Raw genomic sequence first — 23,888 nt, 5'->3', positions numbered from 1 at the left:
CGCACAGTCCACTCCGGTTTCTTATGACTTGAAAGGAGAATTTGATGAAACGTTATTACGGATTAGCAGTCGTTCTCATTTTGCTCGACCAAGTGACGAAATGGATCGTCGTCCAGACGATGACGATCGGTCAATCGATCGAATTGATCCCGGGATGGCTCTATTTGACATCGTACCGCAACAGAGGCGCGGCCTGGGGGATGCTCGAAGGACAGATGGTGTTCTTCTTCGTCGTCACCGCCGTCGTTGTCGTCGGTCTGATCTACTTCTTGCATAAAGAAGTGAATGGCTTCAAACTGCTCGGCTACAGTGTCGGCTTACTGCTCGCCGGAGCGATCGGCAACTTTATCGATCGTCTGTTCCGGGGCGAGGTCGTCGACTTCGTCGACACGTACCCGTTCGGCTACAACTTCCCAATCTTTAACGTCGCCGATATGGCACTCACGTTCGGGGTCATCTTTATGATCATCGGCGTCTTGTTCGAAGAAAAATTAAACAAAGAAAGGGGACAATCGTAATGGAAACTTACACATTTGTCGCCGAAGAAAAGGCACGGATCGATAAATGGATGAGCGAACGAAGTGACTGGTCACGTTCGCAAATCCAAGACTGGATCAAGGCAGGGGATCTGCTCGTCAACGGTCAACTCGTGAAGCCGAACTATAAACTGCAAGAAGGGGACGAAGTCGTCGTGACGGTGCCAGAAGCCGTCGAACTCCAAGTCCTCCCTGAAGATATTCCGCTCGACGTCGTGTTCGAGGACGAGGATGTCATCGTCGTCAACAAAGCACGTGGCATGGTCGTGCACCCTGCGGCCGGTCATACGTCTGGAACGCTCGTCAACGCGCTGTTGTATCACTGTGACGACCTCTCAGGCATCAATGGGGTGAAGCGTCCGGGTATCGTCCATCGTATCGATAAAGATACGACGGGACTGCTCATGGTCGCGAAAAACGATATGGCGCACGAGTCACTCGCGCAACAGTTGAAAGACAGAACGATCAAACGCGAATACGTCGCACTTGTCCACGGCGAGCTCGTCCATGAGCTCGGATCAATCGAGGCGCCGATCGGGCGCGACACGAACGATCGTCAGCGCATGACGGTGACAGACAAGAATGCGAAAGAAGCGGTAACACACTTCCGTCTGCTCGAGCGCTATAAAGACTTCACGCTCGTCGAGTGCAAGCTCGAGACAGGACGGACGCATCAAATCCGTGTCCATATGCGCTATATCGGCCATCCGCTTGCCGGAGACCCGAAATACGGACCGCGTCGGACGATCGATTTGAACGGGCAAGCGCTCCATGCAGCCACGCTCGGCTTCCATCATCCGCGGACGAACGAATGGCTCGAGTTCGAGGCGGCACTCCCGACCGACTTCGAGGCAGAGCTCGCAAAATTGGACAAAATCGAGAAAACACGTTGACTTTCAACCGATTCAGCTTTATAGTCTAGAAAGCATAACACCTTTAAACCCAGTCCAGAGAGGCTGTGAAAGGATCGTGGCCGCGGCCACAACCGTCTATCATATACGGCACTCGTTTGCCTTCGTGAAGACTTCCTTTCCAGCCGGATGAGGAAGTCTTCTTTTTTTATAGATTACGAGAGGAGGAATCATATGAAACGCTCGACCATACTAGACGAAGCCGCGATCCGACGCGCCTTGACGCGAATCGCCCATGAGATCATTGAACGCAACAAAGGAACGGACAACGTCGTCCTCGTCGGGATTAAAACGCGCGGTGAGACGCTCGGCGACCGACTCGCCCATCGCATCGAAGAAATCGAAGGAAAACCGATCGCGCTCGGTAACTTAGACATCACGCTCTACCGGGACGACCTATCGAAGAAGTCGCTCGACCCAGAAGTGAAAGCAACCGAACTCCCGCACGATATCAATGGCAAGACGGTCGTCCTCGTCGATGACGTCTTGTACACGGGACGGACGGTCCGAGCCGCCATGGACGCACTCGTCGACCACGGTCGGCCCGATTACATCCAACTCGCTGTCTTGATCGACAGGGGACACCGCGAGTTGCCGATTCGCCCGGACTTTGTCGGGAAAAACGTCCCGACATCGAAAACAGAACAAGTCGTGGTCCGACTCAGTGAAGTCGACACGACAGACGAAGTGTACATCCAACAGCAATAAATCCAAAACCTTTAAGGTGGTCCAGAGAGGCCAGGAAGGAGAACTATTTATGAAAAACCCCATCCTCAACATCCACGAGCGTCCCGCTCACTTGCCGCAATGGCTGCTCTTCAGCTTGCAACACGTCTTCGCCATGTTCGGAGCGACGATCTTAGTCCCGATTTTGACCGGACTGAACACGTCCGTCGCCCTCGTCGCTTCCGGTGTGGCCACGCTCTCATTCCTAGTCATAACCCAATTCAAAGTCCCGACGTATCTCGGGTCAAGTTTTGCCTACATCGCACCGATCATCGCGGTCAGCCAGCAATGGGGCGTCGAAGCCGCACTGTTCGGCGGTATTATCGCCGGTTCGGTCTACGGTGTCGTGTCGCTCATCATCTTTAAGACGGGCGTCGGTTGGTTGTTACGACTGTTGCCGCCGGTCGTCGTCGGTCCGGTCATCATGGTCATCGGCTTATCGCTCGCACCGGTCGCCATCGACATGTCGATGAACCGCGACGGAGCGTATAACGGCACGTTCATCACGGTCGCCCTGCTCACGCTCGGCATCACGATCCTCGCGATGACAAAGTTAAAAGGAGTCTGGGGCGCGGTTCCGATCTTGTTCGGCATCGTCGGCGGATACGCCATCGCCGCCATGTTCGGCATCATCGACTACTCGGCCATCGGTCAAGCGAGCCTGTTCCAACTGCCTGACTTCACGATGGTGTTCGTCGACTACATGCCGATGTGGCAAGTCGGGGCACTCCTCGCCATCGTCCCGGTCGCGCTCGTCACGATGACGGAGCACATCGGCGACCAAATGGTCACGTCGAAAATCATCGGACGCGAGACGATGAAAGATCCAGGCCTGCACCGGACGCTCCTCGGCGACGGCGTCGGCAAAGCCGTCGCCTCAGCGCTCGGTGGACCGCCGTGTACGACGTACGGTGAAAACAACGGGGTCATGGCGATCACGAGAGTGTACAGCGTCTACGTCATCGCGGGAGCAGCGCTCATGGCCATCAGCTTCGGCTTCCTCGGTCACGTCGAGGCGTTCATCTCGACAATCCCGAATCCGGTCAAAGGCGGTATCTCGATCCTCTTGTTCGGTGTCATCGCCTCGAACGGACTGCGGACGATGGTCGACAGCAACGTCGACCTCGCCGAGAAACGCAACCTCATCATCGCCTCGGTCATTCTCGTCGTCGGCCTCGGCGGGGCGATGGTCCAACTCGGCAGCTTCCCGGTCCAAGGGATGGCGCTCGCGACGGTCGTCGGTATTCTTTTGAACGCGGTGTTGCCGAAAGAAGAAGTCGAACCGGCTTCGGTCGATACAACTGAAGAAACGAAACAGGCAAGTAACTTTTAATTCGATCCCGTGAGGTCGGCAAAGTGAAGGCTCGTTTATTTGGGTGCAGTCTACCCAAATGAAGGCGTCCCTTCACGTAGGTGAAGAGACGCCTTTTCTCTTTGCCTTCAAACAAAAGGAGGAGACGAACATGAATTTGATCAAACAACAACCGAACCATTTTGTCAGCTTAGATACGCTCACCCTCGAAGAGATCATGGGGATGATCGAAGAGTCGCTCCGCTACAAACAAGGGGACATGCCGCCGCTGTTTGACGGGAAGACGGTCGCGAACTTGTTCTTCGAAAATTCGACGCGGACGAAAAACTCGTTTCAAATGGCCGAGCGGCACTTGAACATCCAAGAGATCCCGTTCGACGTGGCGACGTCATCGGTGACGAAAGGCGAGACGTTATACGACACGTGCAAGACGCTTGAAGCGATCGGGGTCGACGCGCTCGTCATCCGCCATCCTGAAGCGGGATACTACCATGAGCTCGTCGAGAAGCTGACAATCCCAGTCTTAAACGGCGGGGACGGGAGCGGGGAACACCCGTCACAGTCGCTGCTCGACCTCGTCACGATTTATGAAGAGTTCAAGACGTTCGAAGGCTTGAATATCGCCATCTGCGGCGATCTCGTCCATAGCCGGGTCGCCCGCTCGAACGCAGGCGTGTTGAAACGGCTCGGGGCGAATGTCGTCGGTTGTAGCCCGGAATCGTGGTGGGATGGTTCGATGGGGCTTTCGCACCGCGACCTTGACGACATCTTACCGGACTGCGACGTCGTCATGTTGCTCCGCGTTCAGCACGAGCGCCACATTATGGGTGACATCTTTTCTAAAGAAGACTATCATGCGCGCTACGGCTTGACGGTCGAGCGGGTCGAGCGGATGAAACAAGGCGCCATCATCATGCATCCGGCTCCGGTCAACCGGGACGTCGAGATCGCCGGCAGTTTGATCGAACATCCGTCATCGCGCATCTTTCCACAGATGAAGAACGGCGTTTACGCACGGATGGCCATCTTAAATCGAGCATTAGGGGGACAACAATGATTATTCAACACGCAACGTGGTATGACGGGAAGACGAAACGGACGAGCAATCTGTTGATTGAGGGCGGCACGATCCGTTCGGTCGATTACGACGGGACGACCGAAGGACACGAAGTGATTGACGCAAACGGGAAGCTGTTGATCCCAGGTCTCGTCGACGTCCACGTCCATTTGCGCGAGCCAGGTGGCGAGGCGAAAGAGACAATCAAGACCGGGACCGCTGCGGCTGCGGCCGGAGGGTTCACGACGATTTGCGCGATGCCGAACACACGGCCGGTCCCGGACGACCGGGCGACGCTCGATGACTTGCTCGCTCGGATCGAGCGGGACGCCAGCGTCCGCGTGCTCCCGTATGCGGCGATCACGAAACGGCAGCTCGGTGTCGAACAAGTCGATATGCCGTCACTTGCGGACGCGTTCGCGTTCACAGACGACGGGGTCGGCGTGCAGTCGGCGGCGATGATGCGTCAAGCGATGCGGGAAGCGAAACGGCTTGGGAAAGCGGTCGTGGCCCATTGCGAAGACAATACGCTCAAGGCCGGTTCGGTCCATGAAGGGAAGTTTAGTGAGACGCACGGCATCCAAGGCATCCCGAGTCTCGCCGAGAGCATCCATATCGCCCGTGACGTGTTGATCGCCGAAGAGACAGGCTGCCACTATCACGTCTGTCACGTGTCGTCACGTCAATCGGTCCGCGTCATCCGTGACGCCAAACGGGCCGGGATCCACGTCACGGCGGAAGTGACACCGCACCACCTCGTCTTATCGGAAGACGACATCCCGGGGTTAGATCCGAACTTCAAGATGAATCCGCCGCTGCGGAGCCAAGACGACCGCGCGGCGCTCTTAGAAGGGCTGTTCGACGGGACGATCGATTTGATTGCGACCGATCACGCCCCGCACACGGCTGAAGAGAAAGCACAAGGGATGGAGCGCGCCCCGTTCGGCATCACCGGATTCGAGACGGCGTTCCCGCTCCTTTACACGACGTTCGTCAAAACGGGACAAATGGAAGAGGCGGCGCTCATCGACTGGATGACGAGACGACCGAGCGAGGTGTTCGGTCTGCCTTACGGCGTGATTGAAGTCGGCCGGGCGGCGGACCTCGCGCTGATCGATACGGAGACGGTGCGTCCGGTCGACCCGACGACGTTCGCGTCAAAAGGGAAGAACACACCGTTCGCTGGAAAAAGACTCACAGGTTGGCCGGTCGTGACGATCGTGGCCGGAGAAATCGTATATAAGGGGAGATTCGATGAAACGAACATTATGGCTTGAAGACGGGACAGCATTTGTAGGCAAGGCGTTCGGTGCGAACGCCGAGACGATCGGGGAAGTCGTCTTTCAAACGGGAATGACCGGCTACCAAGAGATTTTATCGGACCCGTCTTATTGTGACCAGCTCATCGTGCTGACGAATCCACTCATCGGAAATTATGGCGTCAACCGTGAAGACTTTGAGACGACCGTCCCGATGGCAAAAGCGCTCATCGTCAAAGAAGCGTGTGATCTGCCGTCGAACTTCCGCTCGACGGCGACGTTGCCGGAGACGCTCGAACGCTTCGGGATACCAGGTCTAGAAGGAATTGATACGCGCATGTTGACGCGTCACCTTCGTTCACGCGGCGTCATGCGCGGCGTGTTGATCGACGGTGAGTCGACGTGGGCAGACGTTTCGATGCGCTTTGAAGCGAGCTTCCCGACCGATCAAGTGACACGTGTCTCGACGAAACGGGCTTACGTCAGCACCGGGAGCGGCCGCCGGATCGCCCTCATCGATTTCGGGGCCAAACTCGGGATCATGCGCGAATTGTTGAAGCGCGACTGTGAAGTCGTCGTCTTGCCGCACGACGTGATGGCTGAAGATGTGATGCGCTATGAGCCGGACGGGGTCATGCTCTCGAACGGACCAGGCGACCCGAAAGACGTACCGACGGCGCTCCCACTGATTGAAGCACTCATGCCAAAACTCCCGATGTTCGGGATCTGTCTCGGCCATCAGTTGATTGCGCTCGCGAGCGGTGCCAACACGTTCAAGCTTCCGTTCGGGCATCGTGGTGCCAATCATCCTGTCCTCGAGCTTGAGACCGGTGCTGTGACGATCACGTCACAAAACCACGGCTACGCCGTCGACGAGACGTCGCTCCTTGAGACGCCGCTCATCGTGACGCATCGCGCCGTCAACGATGGGACGATCGAAGGCATCAAACATTTACATCATCCGACGTTCTCGGTGCAATATCATCCGGAAGCAGCGCCAGGACCATATGACGCCAACGACTTATTCGACCGCTTTATGACACTCGTCAACGAAAACAGACAGAAAGTAGGAATGTGACATGCCAAAACGACCAGATATTCAGAAAATCCTTGTGATCGGCTCCGGCCCGATCGTCATCGGACAAGCGGCAGAATTTGACTATGCTGGTACCCAGGCGTGTCTTGCCTTAAAAGAAGAGGGCTACGAAGTCATCCTCGTCAACTCGAACCCGGCGACGATCATGACTGACCCATCGACGGCGGACCGCGTCTATATCGAACCACTCGAACCGGAGTTCGTGGAGCGGATCATCCGTCAAGAACGTCCGGACGCGCTTCTCGCGACACTCGGGGGGCAGACCGGACTGAACTTGGCGGTCGAGCTCGATAAGCGCGGCGTGCTCCGCGACTGCGGCGTCGAACTGCTCGGAACGAAATTGTCGGCGATTGAGCAGGCAGAAGACCGGGAACAGTTCCGCGATCTCATGTACAAGCTCGGTCACGGCGTCCCAGACAGCGATATCGTCCATTCACTCGACGCCGCCTGGAGCTTCGCTGACCGGATCGGCTATCCGATTATTATTCGTCCGGCTTATACGCTCGGCGGGACCGGTGGGGGAATCGCCCACGACCGGGAACAGTTCGAGCAGATCGTCGAATCGGGACTCAAGGCGAGTCCGGTGACGCAAGTGCTGCTTGAAGAGTCGATTGCCGGCATGAAAGAAGTCGAATATGAAGTGATGCGCGACTCGAGCGACCAGGCCATCATCGTCTGTGCCATGGAAAACTTCGATCCGGTCGGTGTCCATACCGGTGACTCGATCGTGTTCGCCCCGACCCAGACGTTGTCTGACCGTGATTATCAAATGCTCCGCAGCGTCTCGCTCGACATCATCCGGGCGCTCGGCATCGAAGGCGGATGTAACATCCAGTTCGCGCTCGACCCGGACAGCTTCACGTACTACGTGATCGAGGTCAACCCACGCGTCTCGCGGAGTTCGGCTCTCGCCTCAAAAGCGACGGGATACCCGATCGCCAAGCTCGCCGCGAAAGTCGCGGTCGGCTACAAGTTGTCGGAACTAAAAAATCCGGTGACGGAGACGAGTTACGCCTCGTTCGAGCCGGCGCTCGACTACGTCGTCGCTAAAATCCCGCGCTTCCCGTTCGACAAGTTCGAGACCGCGGACCGTCGTCTCGGCACACAAATGAAAGCGACGGGCGAAGTCATGGCCATCGGTCGAAATTTAGAAGAAGCGCTCTTGAAAGCCGTCCGTTCGCTCGAACTCGGTACTGAAGACTTGTACGTACCACGCCTTTCCGAATTGACGGCTGAACAACTGGAACGAGAACTGACGACACCGACCGACGAACGGTTGTGGATGCTGTACGAGGCGCTTCGCCGCGGCTACTCGACAGAACAGCTTCACGGCTTGACGAAAATCGACCGGTTCTTCTTATCAAAACTCGATCGGATTTGGCGTGAGGAAGAAGCGTTGCGCGACGAGCCGTTGACAGAGGAACGGTTGCGCGATGTGAAGCAACGTGGGTTCAGTGATCGCATGATCGCCCGCATCACGGACCAAGCCGTCGAGACGATCGCGTCGTTACGCGATGAGTGGAACGTTCGGCCGGTGTATAAGATGGTCGACACGTGTGCCGCCGAATTCGCCTCGGAGACGCCGTACTTTTACGGGACGTACGAAGTCGAGAACGAAGCGGTGAAAACGGATAAACCGTCCATCCTCGTACTCGGTTCAGGCCCGATCCGGATCGGTCAAGGCGTCGAGTTCGACTACGCGACCGTCCATTCGATCCAAACGATCCGTGACGCCGGATATGAGGCGATCATCGTCAACAACAACCCGGAGACGGTATCGACCGACTTCTCGATCTCAGACCGTCTCTACTTTGAACCGCTCACGACAGAAGACGTATTAGAAGTCGTTCGCAATGAACGACCGCTCGGGGTCATCGTCCAGTTCGGCGGGCAGACGGCAATCAATTTGGCGGCCTCGCTCGAAGCGAACGGCGTCCAAATTCTCGGGACGTCACTTGAAGACATCGACCGGGCCGAAAACCGGAAAGCGTTCGAGGCGACGCTCACGAAAGAACGGCTCGCCCAACCACCGGGCAAGACCGCGGTCACGGTCGAGGAAGCGGTCGCTTGTGCCGACATGCTCGGCTATCCCGTACTCGTCCGCCCATCGTACGTCCTCGGCGGCCGGGCGATGGAGATCGTCTATGAGCGTTCGGAGCTCGAGCGGTATATGCGCCACGCCGTCGTCGCCTCGAAAGATCGTCCCGTCCTCATCGACCGCTACTTGACCGGGATCGAAATCGAAGTCGACGCCATCTGCGACGGGACGGACGTCTACATCCCGGGCATCATGGAACATATCGAACGGGCCGGGGTCCACTCTGGCGATTCGATCGCCGTCTATCCGCCGCAACGGCTGAGCGAGGCGTTAAAACAAAAAGTCGTCGATTACACGATCAAACTCGCCAAAGCGTTCCGCATCAAAGGGTTGCTCAACATTCAGTTCGTCTATGCGGACGACTTGTACGTCATCGAAGTCAACCCACGGGCGAGCCGGACGGTGCCGTTCATCTCGAAAGTGACGGGACTGCCGGTCGCACGCATCGCGACGCAGACGATTCTCGGGACGACGTTGAAACAGCTCGGCCTCGGAACGGGCTTGCACCCAGAATCTGACGCCATCTCGGTCAAAGTGCCGGTGTTCAGTTTTGCGAAACTAAAAGAAGTCGACCCGTCACTCGGGCCAGAGATGAAATCGACGGGGGAAGTCATGGCGACGGACCGAACGCTTGAAAAAGCGCTCTATAAAGGACTCGTCGCTGCCGGGATGACGATCGCCTTGAAAGGAAACGTCTTGTTGACGGTCGCCGATCAAGACAAAGACGAAGCGCTCGACATCGCCCGTCGCTTCAACCGGCTCGGCTTCCGCCTGATGGCGACGTCAGGCACGGCGACGGCACTTACGGCAGTCGAGTTGCCGGTCCGACAAGTCGGGAAGATCCATGAAGCGGGTGAGACGATGCTGAGCGTCATCGAGCGGGGCGATGTCGACATCGTCTTGAATACGACGACACGCGACGCCTTAGCGACAAAAGACGGATTCATTATCCGCCGGGCCGCGGCCGAGCAAGGTGTGCTCTGCTTGACGTCGCTCGACACGGTGAAGGCGCTCTTGCAAGTCATCGAGAGCCTATCGTTCCAGACGACGAGCCTGCCGGCGTTCACCGAATTCGGGGTGACTGTATGAGACAACGGGCGACCATCTTATCGAACCGGGAGATCGCGAAAGCGACGATGGAAATGAAAGTGCGAATCGGTGATGCAACAATCGCACCGGGGACGTTTTTCCATGTGAAGACGTCCGAACTGTTGCGCCGGCCGCTGTCGGTCGCTAACGTCGAAGCAGACGTCGTCACGTTTCTGTACAAAGTGGTCGGGACCGGGACGGCCGAACTCGCGACGAGACGAGCCGGGGACGAACTTGACGTCCTCGGTCCGCTCGGTAACGGGTTCCCGCTCGCAAAAGACGGCAAGCGCGTCGTTCTCGTCGGCGGGGGAATCGGGGTGCCGCCGCTCTACTACACGCGCCGGATGCTCGCCGCACGCGGGATCGAAACGGTGGCGATTCTCGGGTTTGATTCAGAAGCGAGTGTGTTTTATGAAGACGAGTTCCGCGAACTCGGCGAGACGATCATCACGACGGTCGACGGAACGTATGGGGAGATGGGCTTCGTGACCGGACCGCTCGCTAGAATCGACGCCGACGTCTTGTTCAGCTGTGGTCCGGAGCCGATGTTAAAAGCGGTCGCCGCGTCGCATATTAATGAACGCTACATCTCGATCGAGAACCGGATGGGTTGCGGCATCGGGGCGTGCTTCGCCTGTGTGTGCAAAGCGCCGGACGGTTACGTGAAAGTGTGCAGTGACGGACCGGTATTTCGGGCAGAAGAGGTGACGTTATGAGATTACACATCGAACTACCCGGCTTATCGTTAAAAAATCCGATCATGCCGGCGTCCGGTTGTTTTGGATTCGGCGAAGAGTTCGCCAAGCTGTATGACTTGTCGATCCTCGGGGGCATCATGATCAAAGCGGCGACCGGGGAGGCGCGGTTCGGGAACGAGACACCGCGTGTCGCCGAGACGGCGCAAGGAATGTTGAATGCGATCGGATTACAAAATCCGGGTGTCGACGCGATTGTTGAAGCCAAGTTGGCATTCCTCGCCAAGTTTGACACTGAAATTATTGCCAACGTGGCGGGTTCGACCCCAGAAGAATACATCCACGTCGCGCGGGAAATGAGCGCCGACCCGTGCGTGAAAGCACTCGAACTGAACATCTCGTGCCCGAACGTGAAGTGTGGCGGCATGCAGTTCGGGACCGATCCTTTGATGGCGGCCGAACTGACGCGCCTCGTCAAGGCGGCGTCGACGAAACCGGTGTACGTCAAACTATCCCCGAACGTCACGTCGATCACGGAGATGGCACGTGCGGTCGAAGCGGCCGGCGCCGACGGCATCACGATGATCAATACGCTCGTCGGCATGAGGATTGACATTACGACCGGTCAACCGATCTTAGCGAACCGAATTGGCGGATTATCCGGTCCGGCCATCAAGCCGGTCGCCATCCGGATGGTGTACGAAGTCGCCCAAGCGGTCAATATCCCGATTATCGGCATGGGCGGTGTGCGGACGGTTGATGACGTGCTCGAATTTATCTATGCGGGTGCATCGGCGGTCGCGGTCGGGACTGCCAATTTTGAAAACCCATACGTATGCCAGGAAATCATCGAGGCGTTGCCAGGCCGGCTCGATGAACTCGGCATCGATCATATTTTAGACGTTAGGGGGAAGGCGTATGAACAGGTTGTATCTCGCGCTTGATGTCGAAACACGTGACGAAGCGTTTTCACTCTTAAAAAAAATTGACCAACGCCCGGCCGTCAAAGTCGGCATGGAACTGTTCTACCGTGAAGGTGGACGGTTCGTCGAAGAACTCGTCGCGAGCGGTTACCCGGTCTTTCTAGACGTCAAAGTTCATGACATCCCGGAGACGGCAAGGCGGACGCTCCGTCAAATCGGCCGGCTCGGCGTCGAAATGACGAACGTTCATACGCTCGGCGGTGAGACGATGATGCGCTACGCATTGGATGGGTTGCGTGATGTGAACGACACGACCACATTGATCGGGGTGACCCAACTGACATCGACCGACGAGCGGATGCTGTCAGAACAACTCGGAATTGGCGGAAGTCTCGAGCAGGCCGTCTTGCGCCAAGCGGGACTTGCCAAACGGGCAGGACTCGACGGGGTCGTCGCGTCCGTTCACGAAGCCCGCGCGATTCGACAAGCGCTCGGTTCACAGTTTTTGACGGTGACGCCCGGCATCCGAATCAACGAAACGACAGACGATCAAGTCCGGGTCGCGACACCGCAAGCCGCTTTTGACGCCGGTGTATCAGCTATCGTCGTCGGGCGCCCGATCACCCGGGCAGCCGATCCGAACGCAGCTTACGAATACTTTATGAAGGAATGGAGCCAAACGTATGAGACAAATCGCTGAGGCATTATTATCGATTGAAGCCGTCACCTTATCACCGAATGAACCGTACACATGGTCGAGCGGGTTAAGAAGCCCGATTTATTGTGATAACCGACTGACGCTCAGTTATCCAGAAGTGCGTTCACAGATTATCGATGCACTTGTCGACGCCGTCCGTCCGCTCGACGCCGACGTCATTGCGGGAACGGCGACGGCCGGGATTCCCCATGCGACGCTCTTAGCCGACCGACTCGGTCTACCGCTCGTCTACGTCCGGTCGAGTGCGAAAGGGCATGGGAAAGGCAACCAGATTGAAGGGCGATTCGACAAAGGAGCGCGCGTCGTCGTCATCGAAGACCTGCTCTCGACTGGAAAATCGAGCATGGAGGCGGCGCGAGCAATTCAAGCGGCGGGCGGAGAGGTCGTCAAGATTCAAGCAATTTTCTCTTATAACCTCCCAGTTCTGGCAATCAATTCACTCGAATATGAGCTGCACTATTCGGCGTTGACGACGATCAACGAGTTGATTAAAGTCGCTGTCAAAAAACGGATAATTACTAAACAAGAAGCTACTTCGTTGGAGGAATGGCGAACTAATCCGCATGGTTGGAGTGAGCAAGTTTCTTCATAAAATATTTTTTGAAGAATCCACCTCCGGGCGGATTCTTTTTCATTTGGCAACATGTGATACTGAACGTGTTAGAATAGGGAAAGCAGTCGAAAAAGGAGAGAACTATGGCGTATTCTAGAATTAAAGGACAGTCATTGAAAGCACGGTTTCAAAACATCCCTAAACATCGCAAAATCGCATTCGGTCTCGTCCTCACGGTGTTACCTTTATTATTTTTCGTGAATTTATTCGTATTCAGCCACATATTGGCGCTAGGGGACAAGTATGAGGACCGTTATCAGATGAAAAAGCTTCGGCTTGAGACGGCGCATGGGAATGTTGAATTTATCCGGAGCACGAATGAAAAAGTTCAGATCGAAGTACTGCAGACGAATTCGAAAGAACGTCGCATTAAAGTGAAGTCGGTCGGGGACACGATTTCCGTCGTCGAACGGTATGGACCGATGAGCCAGTTCGGGAGTCGGGCAAGCGCGGAGCCGTCCCGTTATAAAATCAGGGTCGCGTTGCCAAGTTCGATGACATCGATCGAAGTGACGGCTGAGCAAGTGACCGGACAAGGCCTGGTCGCGAAAACCATCGTTCTCGATGCCAACGCGGTCAATCTGAAGAAACTTGAAAGCGACCGGCTTCGAGTCGAGACGAGAAGCGATGCCACGTTTGAGACGGTTCGTGTCGTCACGGGTGACATCCGGTCGTATCGGGACGCGACAATCCGTGACGTCGTCGTCAACCAAGCGCTGACCGTCCAGACAGAAGCCGGGGCGCTCATGTATGAGCCGCGAAACGCGACCGGACAAGTGACGGTCACGACAACAGGAAACATCGCGGCGGCTGAGCGCTTTAAAGAAATCAGCAACGGTGTGTACCATCTTTCGAACTCGAATCGTCCGAACGTGGAACTGATTTCTGAGACAGGGAAGGTCGAATTGAAATGATCAACAAACGCTACATTCCTAAAGTCGGACTGCGAACGTTTAAGACCGGGATCGCTGTCGCCATCACGATCGCCTTGTCATGGTACGTCTTCGGCATTTATTCGGGGATGGGTGCCATCGCCGCCGTCGTCGCGATGCAACCGACCGTCAAACGGTCGTCGAAAATCGTCTTTAGCCGTATATTCGGCACGATCGTCGGCCTCATGTGCGGCTTGTTGATCGTCTATGCATTCGGGGTGAACCCGATTTCGATCGGTCTTGCCGTCATCGTCGCGCTCACGCTCAACACGACGTTCGATAAGACGCACATGTCGACGTATGCGGCGTTCGCGATTGTGCTCATGCTTGAAAACCCGACGACCGACTTTTTCCACTACGCGTGGACGCGTTCGCTATTGACGGCGGTCGGTGTGTTCGTCTCGCTCGGCGTCAACTATGCGTTCATGCCACCGCGTTATGAAGAGCGTCTGCTTGGCGAGATTCGGAAGACGTCGGCGTATATGTTCCATCATTGGCGCGAACTGATCGGCTCCCCGGCAGAACTGCTCGAGACGCGCGCCCGTATCCTCGGCCATCAAGAGCTCCATATGATGTTGCAAGAGGACATGCAAGTGACGAAGGTTAAGTTGAAGCATTTGACGATCAAGCAATATCGGTTATTGATTCATTTAGAGGATAAATTGGTCTTGCTGCTCGAGAGTCTCGCTGAGCACCGGGAAGCGTTACTCATGATGACCGAGGACGAACGCCACGCGTTCGAGTCCGAGTTTTTATTCCTGCTCGCCCACCATCACGACATTCTCTACACGTGTGACAAACCGTACTCGCTCTTCCAATTGAAGCATGAAGACTTATCTGTTTCTGAAATTTTACACGGACATCTGCTCGACTATCATGAACAGCTCGAGGCGTTCAAACATAATCCGAAATGAACAAAGGCCACGTCGCATGACGTGGCCTTTGTTCATTGTTTAAGCGATTTGACTAGCTGCTCGTCCGGAGTCACGTATACCGTCTGCTGATCGGTGTAGATGACGAATCCCGGCTTGGCGCCGCTCGGTTTTTTCACGTAACGGGCTTTCGTATAGTCGACCGGCACCCCGCTCGAGGCCCGTGCCTTCGAGAAGTAGGCGGCGACGGTCGCTGCTTCGAGGAGCGTCGTCTCGTCCGGTTCGGTTGACCGGATGATGACGTGTGAACCGGGGATATCTTTCACGTGAAGCCAAACTTCGTCGCGACGCGCGAACTTGAACGTCAAGTAGTCGTTTTGCGTATTGTTTTTGCCGACGTAAAACTCGACACCGGTCGAAGATGTGTAGCCTTCGAGCGCGACTTTGGCCGTTTGTTTCTTCTTCTGACGTTTTTGTCGGATGTATCCGCCTTCGGCCAGCTCTTCGCGAATCTCGACGATATCGCGCGGCGCGGCGACGTCGAGTTGGGCGACGAGCGTCTCTAAATAGCTGATTTCGGTCTCGTTCAGTTCAATTTGCTTTTGAACCTCGATTTTGGCAACTTTTAGTTTGTTGTATTTCTTATAGTAACGTTGCGCATTCTCGTTCGGTGTTTTGAGCGGATCGAGCGGGATATCGATCATGGCGCCGTCCTCATCATAATAGTCGACGACCTGAGCGACTTTCATCCCTTTCTCAAGCTGGAACAAATACGTCGTCAACAGCTCACCGTATTTTTGGAGCTCGTCCGATCGTTCCGTCGCTTTCATATCCTCGAGCAGGCGTTTCCGTTTTAATTGGTTGCGCTCGAGCTCTGACTTGAGCAGACGCTCGACGTCATGGGCTTGCTGCTTGACCCGGTCACGGTTCGCCTTCTCATAGTAAAAGCGGTCGAGCACTTCCCGGCTCGAGTCGTAGCGTTCTTCAGAAACGATATCGCCTGACGTGAGCGCGATCGGACTGAACCGTTCCTTCCCGGAGGCGAGCTGTTGGAATACATAAGCGCCGTCAAGATCCGCCATCACGCTGTCAAACGCCGCCTCTAAGTTCGTGCGGTTCGGCGTCTTGGCCCGATACATAATCTCTTGGGCGATCTGCGGGCTCATCCCGGAAAAGTGAGCGACGAGCTGCTTGTCGAGCATACCTGCGTTCCAATCGATTCGTTTCAATCCCGCTTCCCGTTCCGTCAACGGATCGGATTTTTGTTGCGCCGGCGGCAAGATGTACTCGCTGCCTGGCATGATCGTCCGATACGTGTTTTGAGACGGGGGAAGGTGTTTGATCGCGTCTAAAATCTTGCCGTCCTCGTTCGTCAAGACGACGTTCGAGTGACGTCCCATCAGTTCGACATAGACGCGTTTGTTTTCTTCATCACCGAGCTCGTTACGCGATCTGACCGAGAAGACGATGACGCGGTCGCGGCCGACTTGTTCGATCGCTGTGATAAAGCCGCCCTCGATATGCTTCCGCAGCATCATACAAAACATCGGAGGCTCTTGCGGGTTCTTGATCGGGGTGTCCGTCAATTGAAGTCGCGCATACATCGCGTTCGCTGAAACGAGCAACGAGACGCTTTGTCGGTTCGATCTGACTTGAATCATCAAGTCGAGCGCATACGGTTGATGCACTTTATTGATTCGACCGCCAACGAGCGGTTGTAGTTCTTTTACGACACGATATGTCATTAATCCATCATATGCCATTAGTCTCATCACCTTTGTCCTTTTTCTGTCTCTACGTTATCAGATTCACAGAAAATATGGTACGATGAAGTAGGAAATCCGAACTTCTTCTTGCCGTAACAATTAAAGGACTGCTATTATAATGTAATGTGATGTTAGAAGATGGAGGGCTTGCATTGAATTTTAAAGAACGAGGATTATTAATCGTCTTGTCTGGTCCAAGCGGTGTCGGCAAAGGTACTGTTTGCCGAGTGCTCCGTGAAGAGGCGGACAACAACCTTCAGTATTCGGTGTCGGCAACGACTCGAAAACCACGTGAAGGCGAAGTTGAGGGAGTGCATTACTTCTTTAAGACGAGAGAGCAATTTGAAGACATGATTGAACACGATCAACTGCTTGAGCATGCAGAATTCGTCGGCAACTATTATGGGACACCGGTCGAATGGGTGCGCGAGACGCTTGAAAGTGGCAAGGACGTCATTTTAGAGATTGAAGTCCAAGGAGCTTTCCAAGTAAAGGAACGCTTCCCAGAAGCCGTCTTTTTATTCCTCGCACCGCCGAGCCTGCAAGAACTTCGAAACCGTTTAGTCGGTCGAGGCACTGAATCGGAAGAAGTCATCAAGCAACGCTTGCTCGTCGCCCGTGAAGAAATCGAGTTGATGGATGCTTACGATTACGTCGTCACAAACGACGAAGTCGATAAAGCGATCGACCGGATCAAAGCGATCGTGACGGCCGAGCATTGTAAACGTGAACGTGTCGCGTCTCTCTATAAAAAAGCTATGATGGAGGTCATTTAATGTTATACCCTTCGATTGATGCCTTACAACGTATCATCCCGTCGAAATACACAATCGTGACGGTGGCCGCCAAGCGTGCCCGTCAGATCCAAGACGGAAAAGCACCAAAAATCGCTGCGCCAAAATCGTATAAACCGGTCGGTCAAGCGCTAGAAGAAATATTCTCGGGTGACACGACAATCATCGTGAACGAAAAGAACAACGGATGAAGTGTGACCCAAGTCGGATACGACTTGGGTCTCATTGTCTATAAAGGGGAGAAATGTGAATGGTGAACGACCGGAACATCTTGCTTTGTGTGAGCGGCGGTATCGCTGCATATAAGGCGTGCGCACTCACGTCAAAACTCGTTCAAGCAGGCGCGAACGTCCGCGTGGCGATGACAGAATCAGCTGAGCAGTTCGTCGGAAAGGCGACGTTTCAAGCACTCAGTCGCAATCCGATCTATTCGGACGTGTTCGAAGAGCACGACCCGACGAAGATCGCCCACATCGATGTCGTTGATACGAGTGATTTAATCGTCGTCGCCCCGGCGACGGCGAATATCATCGCTAAACTTGCTAACGGAATCGCCGACGACTTCATCACGACCTCGATCTTAGCAGCGAAATGTCCCGTCATCGTATCTCCGGCGATGAACGTCAATATGCTCGAACATCCGGCGACCCGCCGAAATATCGAGACGCTCAAATCATACGGCTATCAAATCATCGAGCCGGGTGTCGGCAATCTGGCCTGCGGCTGGATTGGCGGCGGACGTCTGCCCGAACCGGAAGATCTCGTCCGCATCATCGCGAGCCAGTTCGTCCCGAAACACTTGCTTGAAAAGTACGTCTTGATCACGGCTGGTCCGACGGTCGAACGTATCGACCCGGTCCGGTTTTTATCCAACGATTCATCCGGGAAGATGGGAGTCGCTCTTGCTGAGGCGGCGCGAGATATGGGCGCGAACGTGACACTCGTCCACGGCCCGCTCCAAGTCCCGATCCCAGACGGGGTGACCGCGATCGAGGTCGAGTCGGGACAACAGATGCTCGAGACCGTGCTCGAGCGATTTGCGACGCAAGACATCGTCATCAAGTCGGCGGCGGTCGCTGACTATCGTCCGAAGACGGTCCACACCGAGAAACATAAAAAAGTCCACGGCCCGTTGACGATCGAGCTCGAGGAGACGACCGATATTTTAAAAGAGCTCGGAACGAAGAAGACGCATCAGCTCCTCGTCGGATTCGCTGCCGAGACAGAGCAGCTTGAAGACCATGCCCGGGCTAAACTCGAGCGTAAAAACGTCGACTTCTTGGTCGCGAATGACGTGTCGAAGCGAGACATCGGTTTCCGGTCTGACGACAACGAAGTCGTCTTATTCCGAGCGGATGGCTCATCTGTCCGTCTGCCACGGCAGAGCAAACAACGTCTCGCCCACGAGTTACTCGCCTACTTTAAGGAAGGTTTACGATGATTGCCCACGTCCACGTCGATGCTCCGGTCATCACGATCGACCGACCGTTTGACTATGAGGTCCCGGTCCAGTTCGAGTCGTTGATCGAGCCAGGTATGCGCGTATCGGTACCGTTCGGATCGAGACGGTTACTCGGCATCGTGACAGGGGTATCGGACGGAACACGTGAAGGGTTAAAACCGCTCGAAGCACTTCTTGACGAAGAGTCGTCTTTGACCGAAGAGTTGCTCGAACTGTCGACGCACGTGAAACAGACGACGCTTTGCTTCCGCTCATCGGCACTGCTCGCCATGTTGCCGGCGGCGCTGAAAGTCAGTTACGATAAAGCGATCAAAGGGGAGTCACTTCCTGAGGGTGTTCGGGCCGGCACACACTTGTCCGAGTACCCAAAAGAAGTCCAGTCGTTGATTTTGGCCATGGCCAAAAAAGGGGACTTGTCGCTTTCACCGGTGCTAAAAGAGAAACGAACGGTCAAAACCGACTTGTTGATCGAGTTGAAGGATGCGAGCGTCGTCCCGGCGCGTGCCAAAAAACAGCTCGAGGCGGTCCGTCTACTTGAAGACGTGCCTCGTATGTACTGGTCGTCGCTCCGTCAAATCGGATTGACGCGGCCCCAGCTGCAAAAGCTCGAGACGCTCGGTGCCGTCAAAGTGACCGAAGTGGAATTGAATCGAGACCCGTACGCTTCAATCGAACAAGTGATCGATGATGTCCAACTGAACGACAGTCAAACGGAAGCAGTGCGCGCGATTCGCGAGGCCGAAGCCGGTGAGACGTTGTTGCTCCACGGCGTGACCGGAAGCGGAAAGACCGAAGTGTATCTCGAGTCGATCGGCCAAGTCGTCGATGACGGGAAGCAAGCCGTCTTGCTCGTCCCAGAGATCAGCTTGACACCGATGATGGTCAAACGGTTCAAACGCCGTTTTGGCGACCGCGTCGCCGTACTCCATAGCGCCTTGTCGCAAGGCGAGAAGTACGATGAGTGGCGGAAAATCAAGCGACGGGAAGTTGACGTCGTCGTCGGCGCCCGATCGGCCATCTTTGCTCCGCTCGAACACATCGGCCTGCTCATCCTAGACGAAGAGCATGAGACGACGTATAAACAAGAAGAAAATCCACGCTATCATGCGCGCGACGTCGCAATTTGGCGCGCCCGTCATCACGGCTGTCCGGTCGTGCTCGGAAGTGCGACACCGTCGCTCGAGTCATACGCCCGCGCTCAAAAAGGCGTCTATCGCTATTTGCATTTGAGTGAACGCTACGGTGGCAAGATGCCGCCCGTCCATATTGTCGATATGCGCCGCGAACTCGCGAAAGGGAACACGACGATGTTCTCGGAAGACTTATTTCTGGCCATCAACGACCGGATTGCGAAGAAAGAACAATGTGTCATCTTGCTCAATCGCCGCGGGTTCACGACGTTCGTCATGTGCCGTGATTGCGGGGAAGGGCTCACTTGCCCACATTGCGCCGTCAACTTGACGTATCATCAGCACGGCGACCGGCTTAAATGCCACTATTGTGGCTATGAGATCGGGATGCCGCCGAAATGCCCGACGTGCGACAGTAAAAAAATCAAACAGTTCGGCACCGGCACACAAAAGATCGAGACCGAGCTGTTGAACCGAATCCCCGAGGCTCGAATCATCCGCATGGATCAGGATACGACGTCACGTAAAGGGTCGCACGAACAGTTATTGAAACGGTTTGAGGACGGCGAGGCCGACATCCTGCTCGGTACCCAGATGATTGCCAAAGGGCTCGATTTTCCGAACGTCACGCTCGTCGGGGTACTTGCGGCCGATGCGACGCTCGGCATGCCCGACTTTCGGGCGACCGAACGCACGTTCCAACTCGTCACCCAAGTCGCCGGACGAGCCGGACGTGGAAGTTTACCGGGTGAGGCGTACGTCCAGACGTACAATCCGGACCATTATGTCATCGAGACGGCGAGTGGGCATGATTATGAGTCGTTTTTCGAGCGCGAGATGAAACTCAGACAAGTCGGCAACCATCCGCCTTACTGGTACGTGACGCTCGTCACGTTCGCGGCTGAAAATCCGCTCGTCGCGCAAGCTGAGGCCGACCTATTCGCCGCCGATTTCGCGGCAGCGCACGTCGAGCAGTCCCGGCTGAACGGACCGATGCCGGCACCGTTATCGAAACTTAAAAACTTGTATCGCTACCAGCTGTTCATCAAGACGAAACAACCGGAAGCGTTATATCCCGTTCTCGCCATGCTGCAACAAGCGCGGGCGAAAGCGATCAGCAAAAAAGAATATCAATTGAGTATAGATGTAAATCCATACGTCTTCATGTGAGGTGGAACGAAATGTATAAAGTAGTCGAAATTCCAAATGAGATTTTGCGGGTCAACTGTGACCCGGTGACAAAGTTTGATAAGAAGTTGCGCCAGACGGTCGACCGGCTGTTTGACACGATGTATGAGTATGATGGCGTCGGTGTGGCCGCGCCGCAAGTCAATTTGAACCAGCGCCTTGCCGTCGTCCATACTGACGACGAAACAGGTCCGCTCGTATTGATCAATCCAGAGATCATTTCGACCGCAGGCAAAGCCGTCGGATTAGAAGGGTGCTTGAGCATCCCGGGCGAGTTCGGATTCGTCGAACGACATGAGTCGATCGTCGTCAAGACGCAAGACATGAAAGGGCGCTTTCAAGAAGTGAAAGCAAGCGGCTTCTTCGCGCGCGCCATCCAACACGAGATCGACCATTTAGACGGCGTCCTGTTCACCGATAAACTCGCCGTTCCTAAACCAGGAACCGACAAGCGGATCGTCTTCATGGGCACACCGACGTTTGCCGTATCCGTACTTGAGCGCTTGCTCGAAGAAGGATACAATGTCGTAGGTGTTGTCTCGCAGCCGGACAAACCGGTCGGTCGCAAGCGCGAGCTCAAACCGACACCGGTCAAAGAGTGTGCGCTCCGTCATAACATCCCGGTATTGCAGCCGATCAAAGTCCGCACCGATTACGAGGATATTTTGGCGCTTGAACCGGATTTGATTGTGACGGCGGCTTACGGGCAAATCGTGCCGAGTGAACTGTTAGAGGCGCCGACATATGGCGCGATCAACGTGCACGCCTCGCTCCTTCCAAAATACCGGGGGGGCGCACCGATCCATCAAGCGATTTTGGACGGAGAGACAGAAACGGGCGTCACGATCATGTACATGGTCGATAAATTGGATGCAGGTGACATGATCGCGAACACGATCGTCCCGATCGAAGAGACAGACACGGTCGGTACGCTGTTCGACAAACTTGCCGTCGCAGGGTCTGATCTGTTGATCAAGACGTTGCCAGCCTTTTTAGAAGGCTGGATCGAAGCGGTACCGCAAGACGAACGTGACGTCACGTTCGCACCGAACATTAGCCGGGACCGCGAACAGCTGGACTGGTCGCAGCCGGGTGCATCGATCTTCAACCACATTCGTGGCATGAACCCGTTCCCGACGGCGTATACTTTGATCGCGGGTGAGCGGGTGAAAGTGTTCGCGAGCGAGAAGACGAGCGGGAGCGGTGAGGCGGGCACAATCGTCCGGCTTGAAGAGGATGGGTTTGTGGTCGCGACTGGAGATGACGTCGCCATCAAAGTGACAGAGTTACAGCCGGCCGGAAAAAAACGGATGGACGGTGCCACGTTCATGCGCGGTGCCGGACAAAAGCTGCAAGTGGGCGACCAATTAGGAGGGTGACATGAACGTAAGACAAGCAGCGCTTGATACGCTGATCAAAATCGAACAAGGCGGAGCCTATTCGACGATCGCGGTCAACGATTTATTAAACCAAAAAAAGCTAGCTTCAAAAGACGTGGGACTTTACACAGAGCTCGTCTACGGAACGCTCGGGCGGAAGCGAACGCTTGATTATATATTGGAGAAGCGTGTCCAAAACCCGAAAAAACTAGACAGTTTCGTCTTACCGCTCCTGCGGATGAGTGTGTATCAACTGTTCTATTTAGACAAAGTGCCGGACCGGGCCGTCTTACACGAGGCGGTCGAGATCGCCAAAAAACGTGGGCACTCCGGCATCGGCAAGTTCGTCAACGGCGTGTTGCGCAACGTCACCCGTGACGGGTTCCCAGATTTGAGCGGTCTTCCTGACGCCGAACGGATCGCGATCGAGCACAGTCATCCTGACTGGCTCGTCGCGGATTGGATCAACACGTACGGGATTGAGGCGACCGAGGCGATGTGCAAGTTGAACAACGAGCCGGCCCCGGTGACAGTTCGCGTCAACCGCAAACAAATCACGGTCGACGAGATGATCGAACGCCTCGCCGAGTCAGGCGTACAAGCGTCACGTTCTGAGCTATCGTCAGACGGTCTCGTCATCGAGTCCGGAAACGTTCATACGACGCCGTTTATCGACGCAGGACTTTTGTCGATTCAAGACGAGAGCTCGATGATCGTCGCCGACGCGCTCAGTGCCGAGAAGACCGAACGCGTGCTCGACGCGTGTGCCGCGCCAGGCGGCAAAGCGATGCACACCGCCGAACGGATGGACGGCGGGACGCTCGTGGCGCTCGACCTTCACCCTCATAAGGCAAAACTGATCGAACGACAAGTGAAGCGATTGCAAATCGATGGAGTGACCGCACTAGCCCTCGATGCCCGAGACGCCGGAGATGAGTTCGAACGCGAGAGCTTTGACCGCATCTTGCTCGATGTCCCGTGCTCGGGTCTAGGTGTCATTCGCCGCAAGCCAGATATTAAATGGACGAAGGACAAAGAATCCCTTTCTGGACTGCCGATCATCCAACGTGAAATTATTGACGCTGTCTTGCCACTACTGAAGCAAGGTGGTACGCTAGTGTACTCGACATGTACAATCGACCCGTCTGAAAATGAACGGCAGGCCGACTATATATTGTCGAACGGATTGACGTGGGATGAAACACTCCGAGATCGTCTTCCTGAAGTGTTACGTCCGATGGTGTCATCGGACCGCGCCGAACTCAAACTACTTCCGACGACGTTCGGAACTGACGGCTTCTACATCGCCGCATTTAAGAAAGAGGTATAAAC

The 23,888-nt window shown here is 55.4% G+C and carries 21 protein-coding genes and 1 pseudogene; 21 read left to right on the top strand and 1 reads right to left on the bottom strand.

The genetic code is table 11. The features are described 5' to 3' along the window. Positions 1-44 precede the first annotated feature (44 nt). The 14 genes from lspA to BJU60_RS03765 all read left to right on the top strand — a co-directional run bounded on the left by lspA (position 45) and on the right by BJU60_RS03765 (position 14,879). Entirely contained in the window at positions 45-518 is a 474-nt protein-coding gene (gene lspA, locus BJU60_RS03830; RefSeq protein ID WP_070327549.1) for a signal peptidase II, read from the top strand. Continuing rightward, positions 518-1,429, top strand: coding sequence for an RluA family pseudouridine synthase (locus BJU60_RS03825; RefSeq protein ID WP_070327548.1), 912 nt, complete (start codon positions 518-520; stop codon positions 1,427-1,429). The genes lspA and BJU60_RS03825 overlap by 1 nt, the downstream gene beginning before the upstream one ends. A 192-nt stretch (positions 1,430-1,621) precedes the next feature. Beyond that, on the top strand, positions 1,622-2,155 hold the full coding sequence (gene pyrR / locus BJU60_RS03820) for a bifunctional pyr operon transcriptional regulator/uracil phosphoribosyltransferase PyrR (RefSeq protein ID WP_070327547.1): 534 nt from the start codon (positions 1,622-1,624) through the stop codon (positions 2,153-2,155). Positions 2,156-2,204: 49 nt separating this feature from the next. Further along, positions 2,205-3,506 carry a uracil-xanthine permease family protein gene (locus BJU60_RS03815; RefSeq protein ID WP_070327546.1) on the top strand — a complete coding sequence of 434 codons (1,302 nt, stop codon included), beginning with the start codon at positions 2,205-2,207 and terminating at the stop codon, positions 3,504-3,506. A gap of 130 nt (positions 3,507-3,636) precedes the next feature. Then, complete coding sequence (locus BJU60_RS03810) at positions 3,637-4,542, top strand: aspartate carbamoyltransferase catalytic subunit (protein ID WP_070327545.1); 906 nt, start codon at positions 3,637-3,639, stop codon at positions 4,540-4,542. After that, entirely contained in the window at positions 4,539-5,819 is a 1,281-nt protein-coding gene (locus tag BJU60_RS03805) for a dihydroorotase (protein WP_070327544.1), read from the top strand. The genes BJU60_RS03810 and BJU60_RS03805 overlap by 4 nt, the downstream gene beginning before the upstream one ends. Then, complete coding sequence (locus tag BJU60_RS03800) at positions 5,797-6,879, top strand: carbamoyl phosphate synthase small subunit (protein ID WP_070327543.1); 1,083 nt, start codon at positions 5,797-5,799, stop codon at positions 6,877-6,879. The genes BJU60_RS03805 and BJU60_RS03800 overlap by 23 nt, the downstream gene beginning before the upstream one ends. Before the next feature lies 1 nt (position 6,880). After that, positions 6,881-10,084: a carbamoyl-phosphate synthase large subunit gene (gene carB, locus BJU60_RS03795; RefSeq protein ID WP_070327542.1), complete on the top strand. Its 3,204-nt coding sequence runs from the start codon at positions 6,881-6,883 to the stop codon at positions 10,082-10,084. Then, the gene (locus BJU60_RS03790; protein ID WP_070327541.1) at positions 10,081-10,800 is read left to right on the top strand and encodes a dihydroorotate dehydrogenase electron transfer subunit; all 720 of its coding nucleotides are present in this window, start codon (positions 10,081-10,083) and stop codon (positions 10,798-10,800) included. The genes carB and BJU60_RS03790 overlap by 4 nt, the downstream gene beginning before the upstream one ends. Then, a complete protein-coding gene (locus tag BJU60_RS03785) occupies positions 10,797-11,723 on the top strand; it encodes a dihydroorotate dehydrogenase (protein ID WP_070327540.1) in 927 nt (308 codons plus the stop codon). Before BJU60_RS03790 ends, BJU60_RS03785 begins: the two co-directional genes overlap by 4 nt. Next, the gene (gene pyrF, locus BJU60_RS03780; protein ID WP_070327539.1) at positions 11,698-12,402 is read left to right on the top strand and encodes an orotidine-5'-phosphate decarboxylase; all 705 of its coding nucleotides are present in this window, start codon (positions 11,698-11,700) and stop codon (positions 12,400-12,402) included. The genes BJU60_RS03785 and pyrF overlap by 26 nt, the downstream gene beginning before the upstream one ends. Further along, positions 12,386-13,012 (top strand): orotate phosphoribosyltransferase, encoded by a 627-nt coding sequence (gene pyrE, locus BJU60_RS03775; protein ID WP_070327538.1) that lies wholly within the window; start codon positions 12,386-12,388, stop codon positions 13,010-13,012. Before pyrF ends, pyrE begins: the two co-directional genes overlap by 17 nt. 104 nt (positions 13,013-13,116) lie before the next feature. Further along, a complete protein-coding gene (locus tag BJU60_RS03770) occupies positions 13,117-13,947 on the top strand; it encodes a DUF4097 family beta strand repeat-containing protein (protein WP_070327537.1) in 831 nt (276 codons plus the stop codon). Further along, complete coding sequence (locus BJU60_RS03765) at positions 13,944-14,879, top strand: FUSC family protein (RefSeq protein WP_070327536.1); 936 nt, start codon at positions 13,944-13,946, stop codon at positions 14,877-14,879. The genes BJU60_RS03770 and BJU60_RS03765 overlap by 4 nt, the downstream gene beginning before the upstream one ends. Before the next feature lie 32 nt (positions 14,880-14,911). On the opposite strand, the gene BJU60_RS03760 is transcribed toward BJU60_RS03765, so the two are convergent. After that, complete coding sequence (locus BJU60_RS03760; RefSeq protein WP_070327535.1) at positions 14,912-16,600, bottom strand: Rqc2 family fibronectin-binding protein; 1,689 nt, start codon at positions 16,598-16,600, stop codon at positions 14,912-14,914. 131 nt (positions 16,601-16,731) lie between these two features. Between BJU60_RS03760 and gmk the strand changes: the two genes are divergently transcribed. The 7 genes and pseudogenes from gmk (at position 16,732) to rsmB (ending at position 23,886) form a co-directional block, all read left to right on the top strand. Further along, the gene (gmk, locus tag BJU60_RS03755) at positions 16,732-17,379 is read left to right on the top strand and encodes a guanylate kinase (protein ID WP_070327534.1); all 648 of its coding nucleotides are present in this window, start codon (positions 16,732-16,734) and stop codon (positions 17,377-17,379) included. Beyond that, the gene (rpoZ, locus tag BJU60_RS03750) at positions 17,379-17,588 is read left to right on the top strand and encodes a DNA-directed RNA polymerase subunit omega (RefSeq protein ID WP_070327533.1); all 210 of its coding nucleotides are present in this window, start codon (positions 17,379-17,381) and stop codon (positions 17,586-17,588) included. The genes gmk and rpoZ overlap by 1 nt, the downstream gene beginning before the upstream one ends. 59 nt (positions 17,589-17,647) lie before the next feature. Further along, positions 17,648-18,838, top strand: coding sequence for a bifunctional phosphopantothenoylcysteine decarboxylase/phosphopantothenate--cysteine ligase CoaBC (gene coaBC / locus BJU60_RS03745; RefSeq protein WP_070327532.1), 1,191 nt, complete (start codon positions 17,648-17,650; stop codon positions 18,836-18,838). Continuing rightward, entirely contained in the window at positions 18,835-21,159 is a 2,325-nt protein-coding gene (gene priA / locus BJU60_RS03740; RefSeq protein ID WP_070327531.1) for a primosomal protein N', read from the top strand. The genes coaBC and priA overlap by 4 nt, the downstream gene beginning before the upstream one ends. Before the next feature lie 11 nt (positions 21,160-21,170). After that, positions 21,171-21,599: pseudogene (def, locus tag BJU60_RS15345) on the top strand (peptide deformylase); the annotation flags it as partial. Then, positions 21,585-22,556 carry a methionyl-tRNA formyltransferase gene (gene fmt, locus BJU60_RS03735; RefSeq protein WP_302050625.1) on the top strand — a complete coding sequence of 324 codons (972 nt, stop codon included), beginning with the start codon at positions 21,585-21,587 and terminating at the stop codon, positions 22,554-22,556. The pseudogene def and the gene fmt, both read left to right, overlap by 15 nt. Before the next feature lies 1 nt (position 22,557). Continuing rightward, positions 22,558-23,886 carry a 16S rRNA (cytosine(967)-C(5))-methyltransferase RsmB gene (gene rsmB, locus BJU60_RS03730; protein ID WP_070327530.1) on the top strand — a complete coding sequence of 443 codons (1,329 nt, stop codon included), beginning with the start codon at positions 22,558-22,560 and terminating at the stop codon, positions 23,884-23,886. Positions 23,887-23,888 lie beyond the last annotated feature (2 nt).

The organism is Exiguobacterium aurantiacum (assembly GCF_001766415.1).
GTDB classification, from domain to species: Bacteria; Bacillota; Bacilli; order Exiguobacteriales; family Exiguobacteriaceae; genus Exiguobacterium; species Exiguobacterium aurantiacum_A.
Note: the sequence above shows the minus strand (reverse complement) of the source record. Positions and strands in the feature narration are given on the sequence as shown.

Coding starts and splice junctions, on each gene's coding strand:
- lspA (WP_070327549.1), top strand. CDS start 45: ATGAAACGTTATTACGGATTAGCAGTCGTTCTCATTTTGCTCGACCAA.
- BJU60_RS03760 (WP_070327535.1), bottom strand. CDS start 16,600: ATGGCATATGATGGATTAATGACATATCGTGTCGTAAAAGAACTACAA.
- coaBC (WP_070327532.1), top strand. CDS start 17,648: ATGGTGAACGACCGGAACATCTTGCTTTGTGTGAGCGGCGGTATCGCT.
- rsmB (WP_070327530.1), top strand. CDS start 22,558: ATGAACGTAAGACAAGCAGCGCTTGATACGCTGATCAAAATCGAACAA.
- BJU60_RS03765 (WP_070327536.1), top strand. CDS start 13,944: ATGATCAACAAACGCTACATTCCTAAAGTCGGACTGCGAACGTTTAAG.
- BJU60_RS03810 (WP_070327545.1), top strand. CDS start 3,637: ATGAATTTGATCAAACAACAACCGAACCATTTTGTCAGCTTAGATACG.
- carB (WP_070327542.1), top strand. CDS start 6,881: ATGCCAAAACGACCAGATATTCAGAAAATCCTTGTGATCGGCTCCGGC.
- BJU60_RS03825 (WP_070327548.1), top strand. CDS start 518: ATGGAAACTTACACATTTGTCGCCGAAGAAAAGGCACGGATCGATAAA.
- pyrE (WP_070327538.1), top strand. CDS start 12,386: ATGAGACAAATCGCTGAGGCATTATTATCGATTGAAGCCGTCACCTTA.
- BJU60_RS03800 (WP_070327543.1), top strand. CDS start 5,797: ATGAAACGAACATTATGGCTTGAAGACGGGACAGCATTTGTAGGCAAG.
- BJU60_RS03815 (WP_070327546.1), top strand. CDS start 2,205: ATGAAAAACCCCATCCTCAACATCCACGAGCGTCCCGCTCACTTGCCG.
- BJU60_RS03785 (WP_070327540.1), top strand. CDS start 10,797: ATGAGATTACACATCGAACTACCCGGCTTATCGTTAAAAAATCCGATC.
- pyrR (WP_070327547.1), top strand. CDS start 1,622: ATGAAACGCTCGACCATACTAGACGAAGCCGCGATCCGACGCGCCTTG.
- pyrF (WP_070327539.1), top strand. CDS start 11,698: ATGAACAGGTTGTATCTCGCGCTTGATGTCGAAACACGTGACGAAGCG.
- BJU60_RS03770 (WP_070327537.1), top strand. CDS start 13,117: ATGGCGTATTCTAGAATTAAAGGACAGTCATTGAAAGCACGGTTTCAA.
- BJU60_RS03805 (WP_070327544.1), top strand. CDS start 4,539: ATGATTATTCAACACGCAACGTGGTATGACGGGAAGACGAAACGGACG.
- rpoZ (WP_070327533.1), top strand. CDS start 17,379: ATGTTATACCCTTCGATTGATGCCTTACAACGTATCATCCCGTCGAAA.
- gmk (WP_070327534.1), top strand. CDS start 16,732: ATGTTAGAAGATGGAGGGCTTGCATTGAATTTTAAAGAACGAGGATTA.
- BJU60_RS03790 (WP_070327541.1), top strand. CDS start 10,081: ATGAGACAACGGGCGACCATCTTATCGAACCGGGAGATCGCGAAAGCG.
- priA (WP_070327531.1), top strand. CDS start 18,835: ATGATTGCCCACGTCCACGTCGATGCTCCGGTCATCACGATCGACCGA.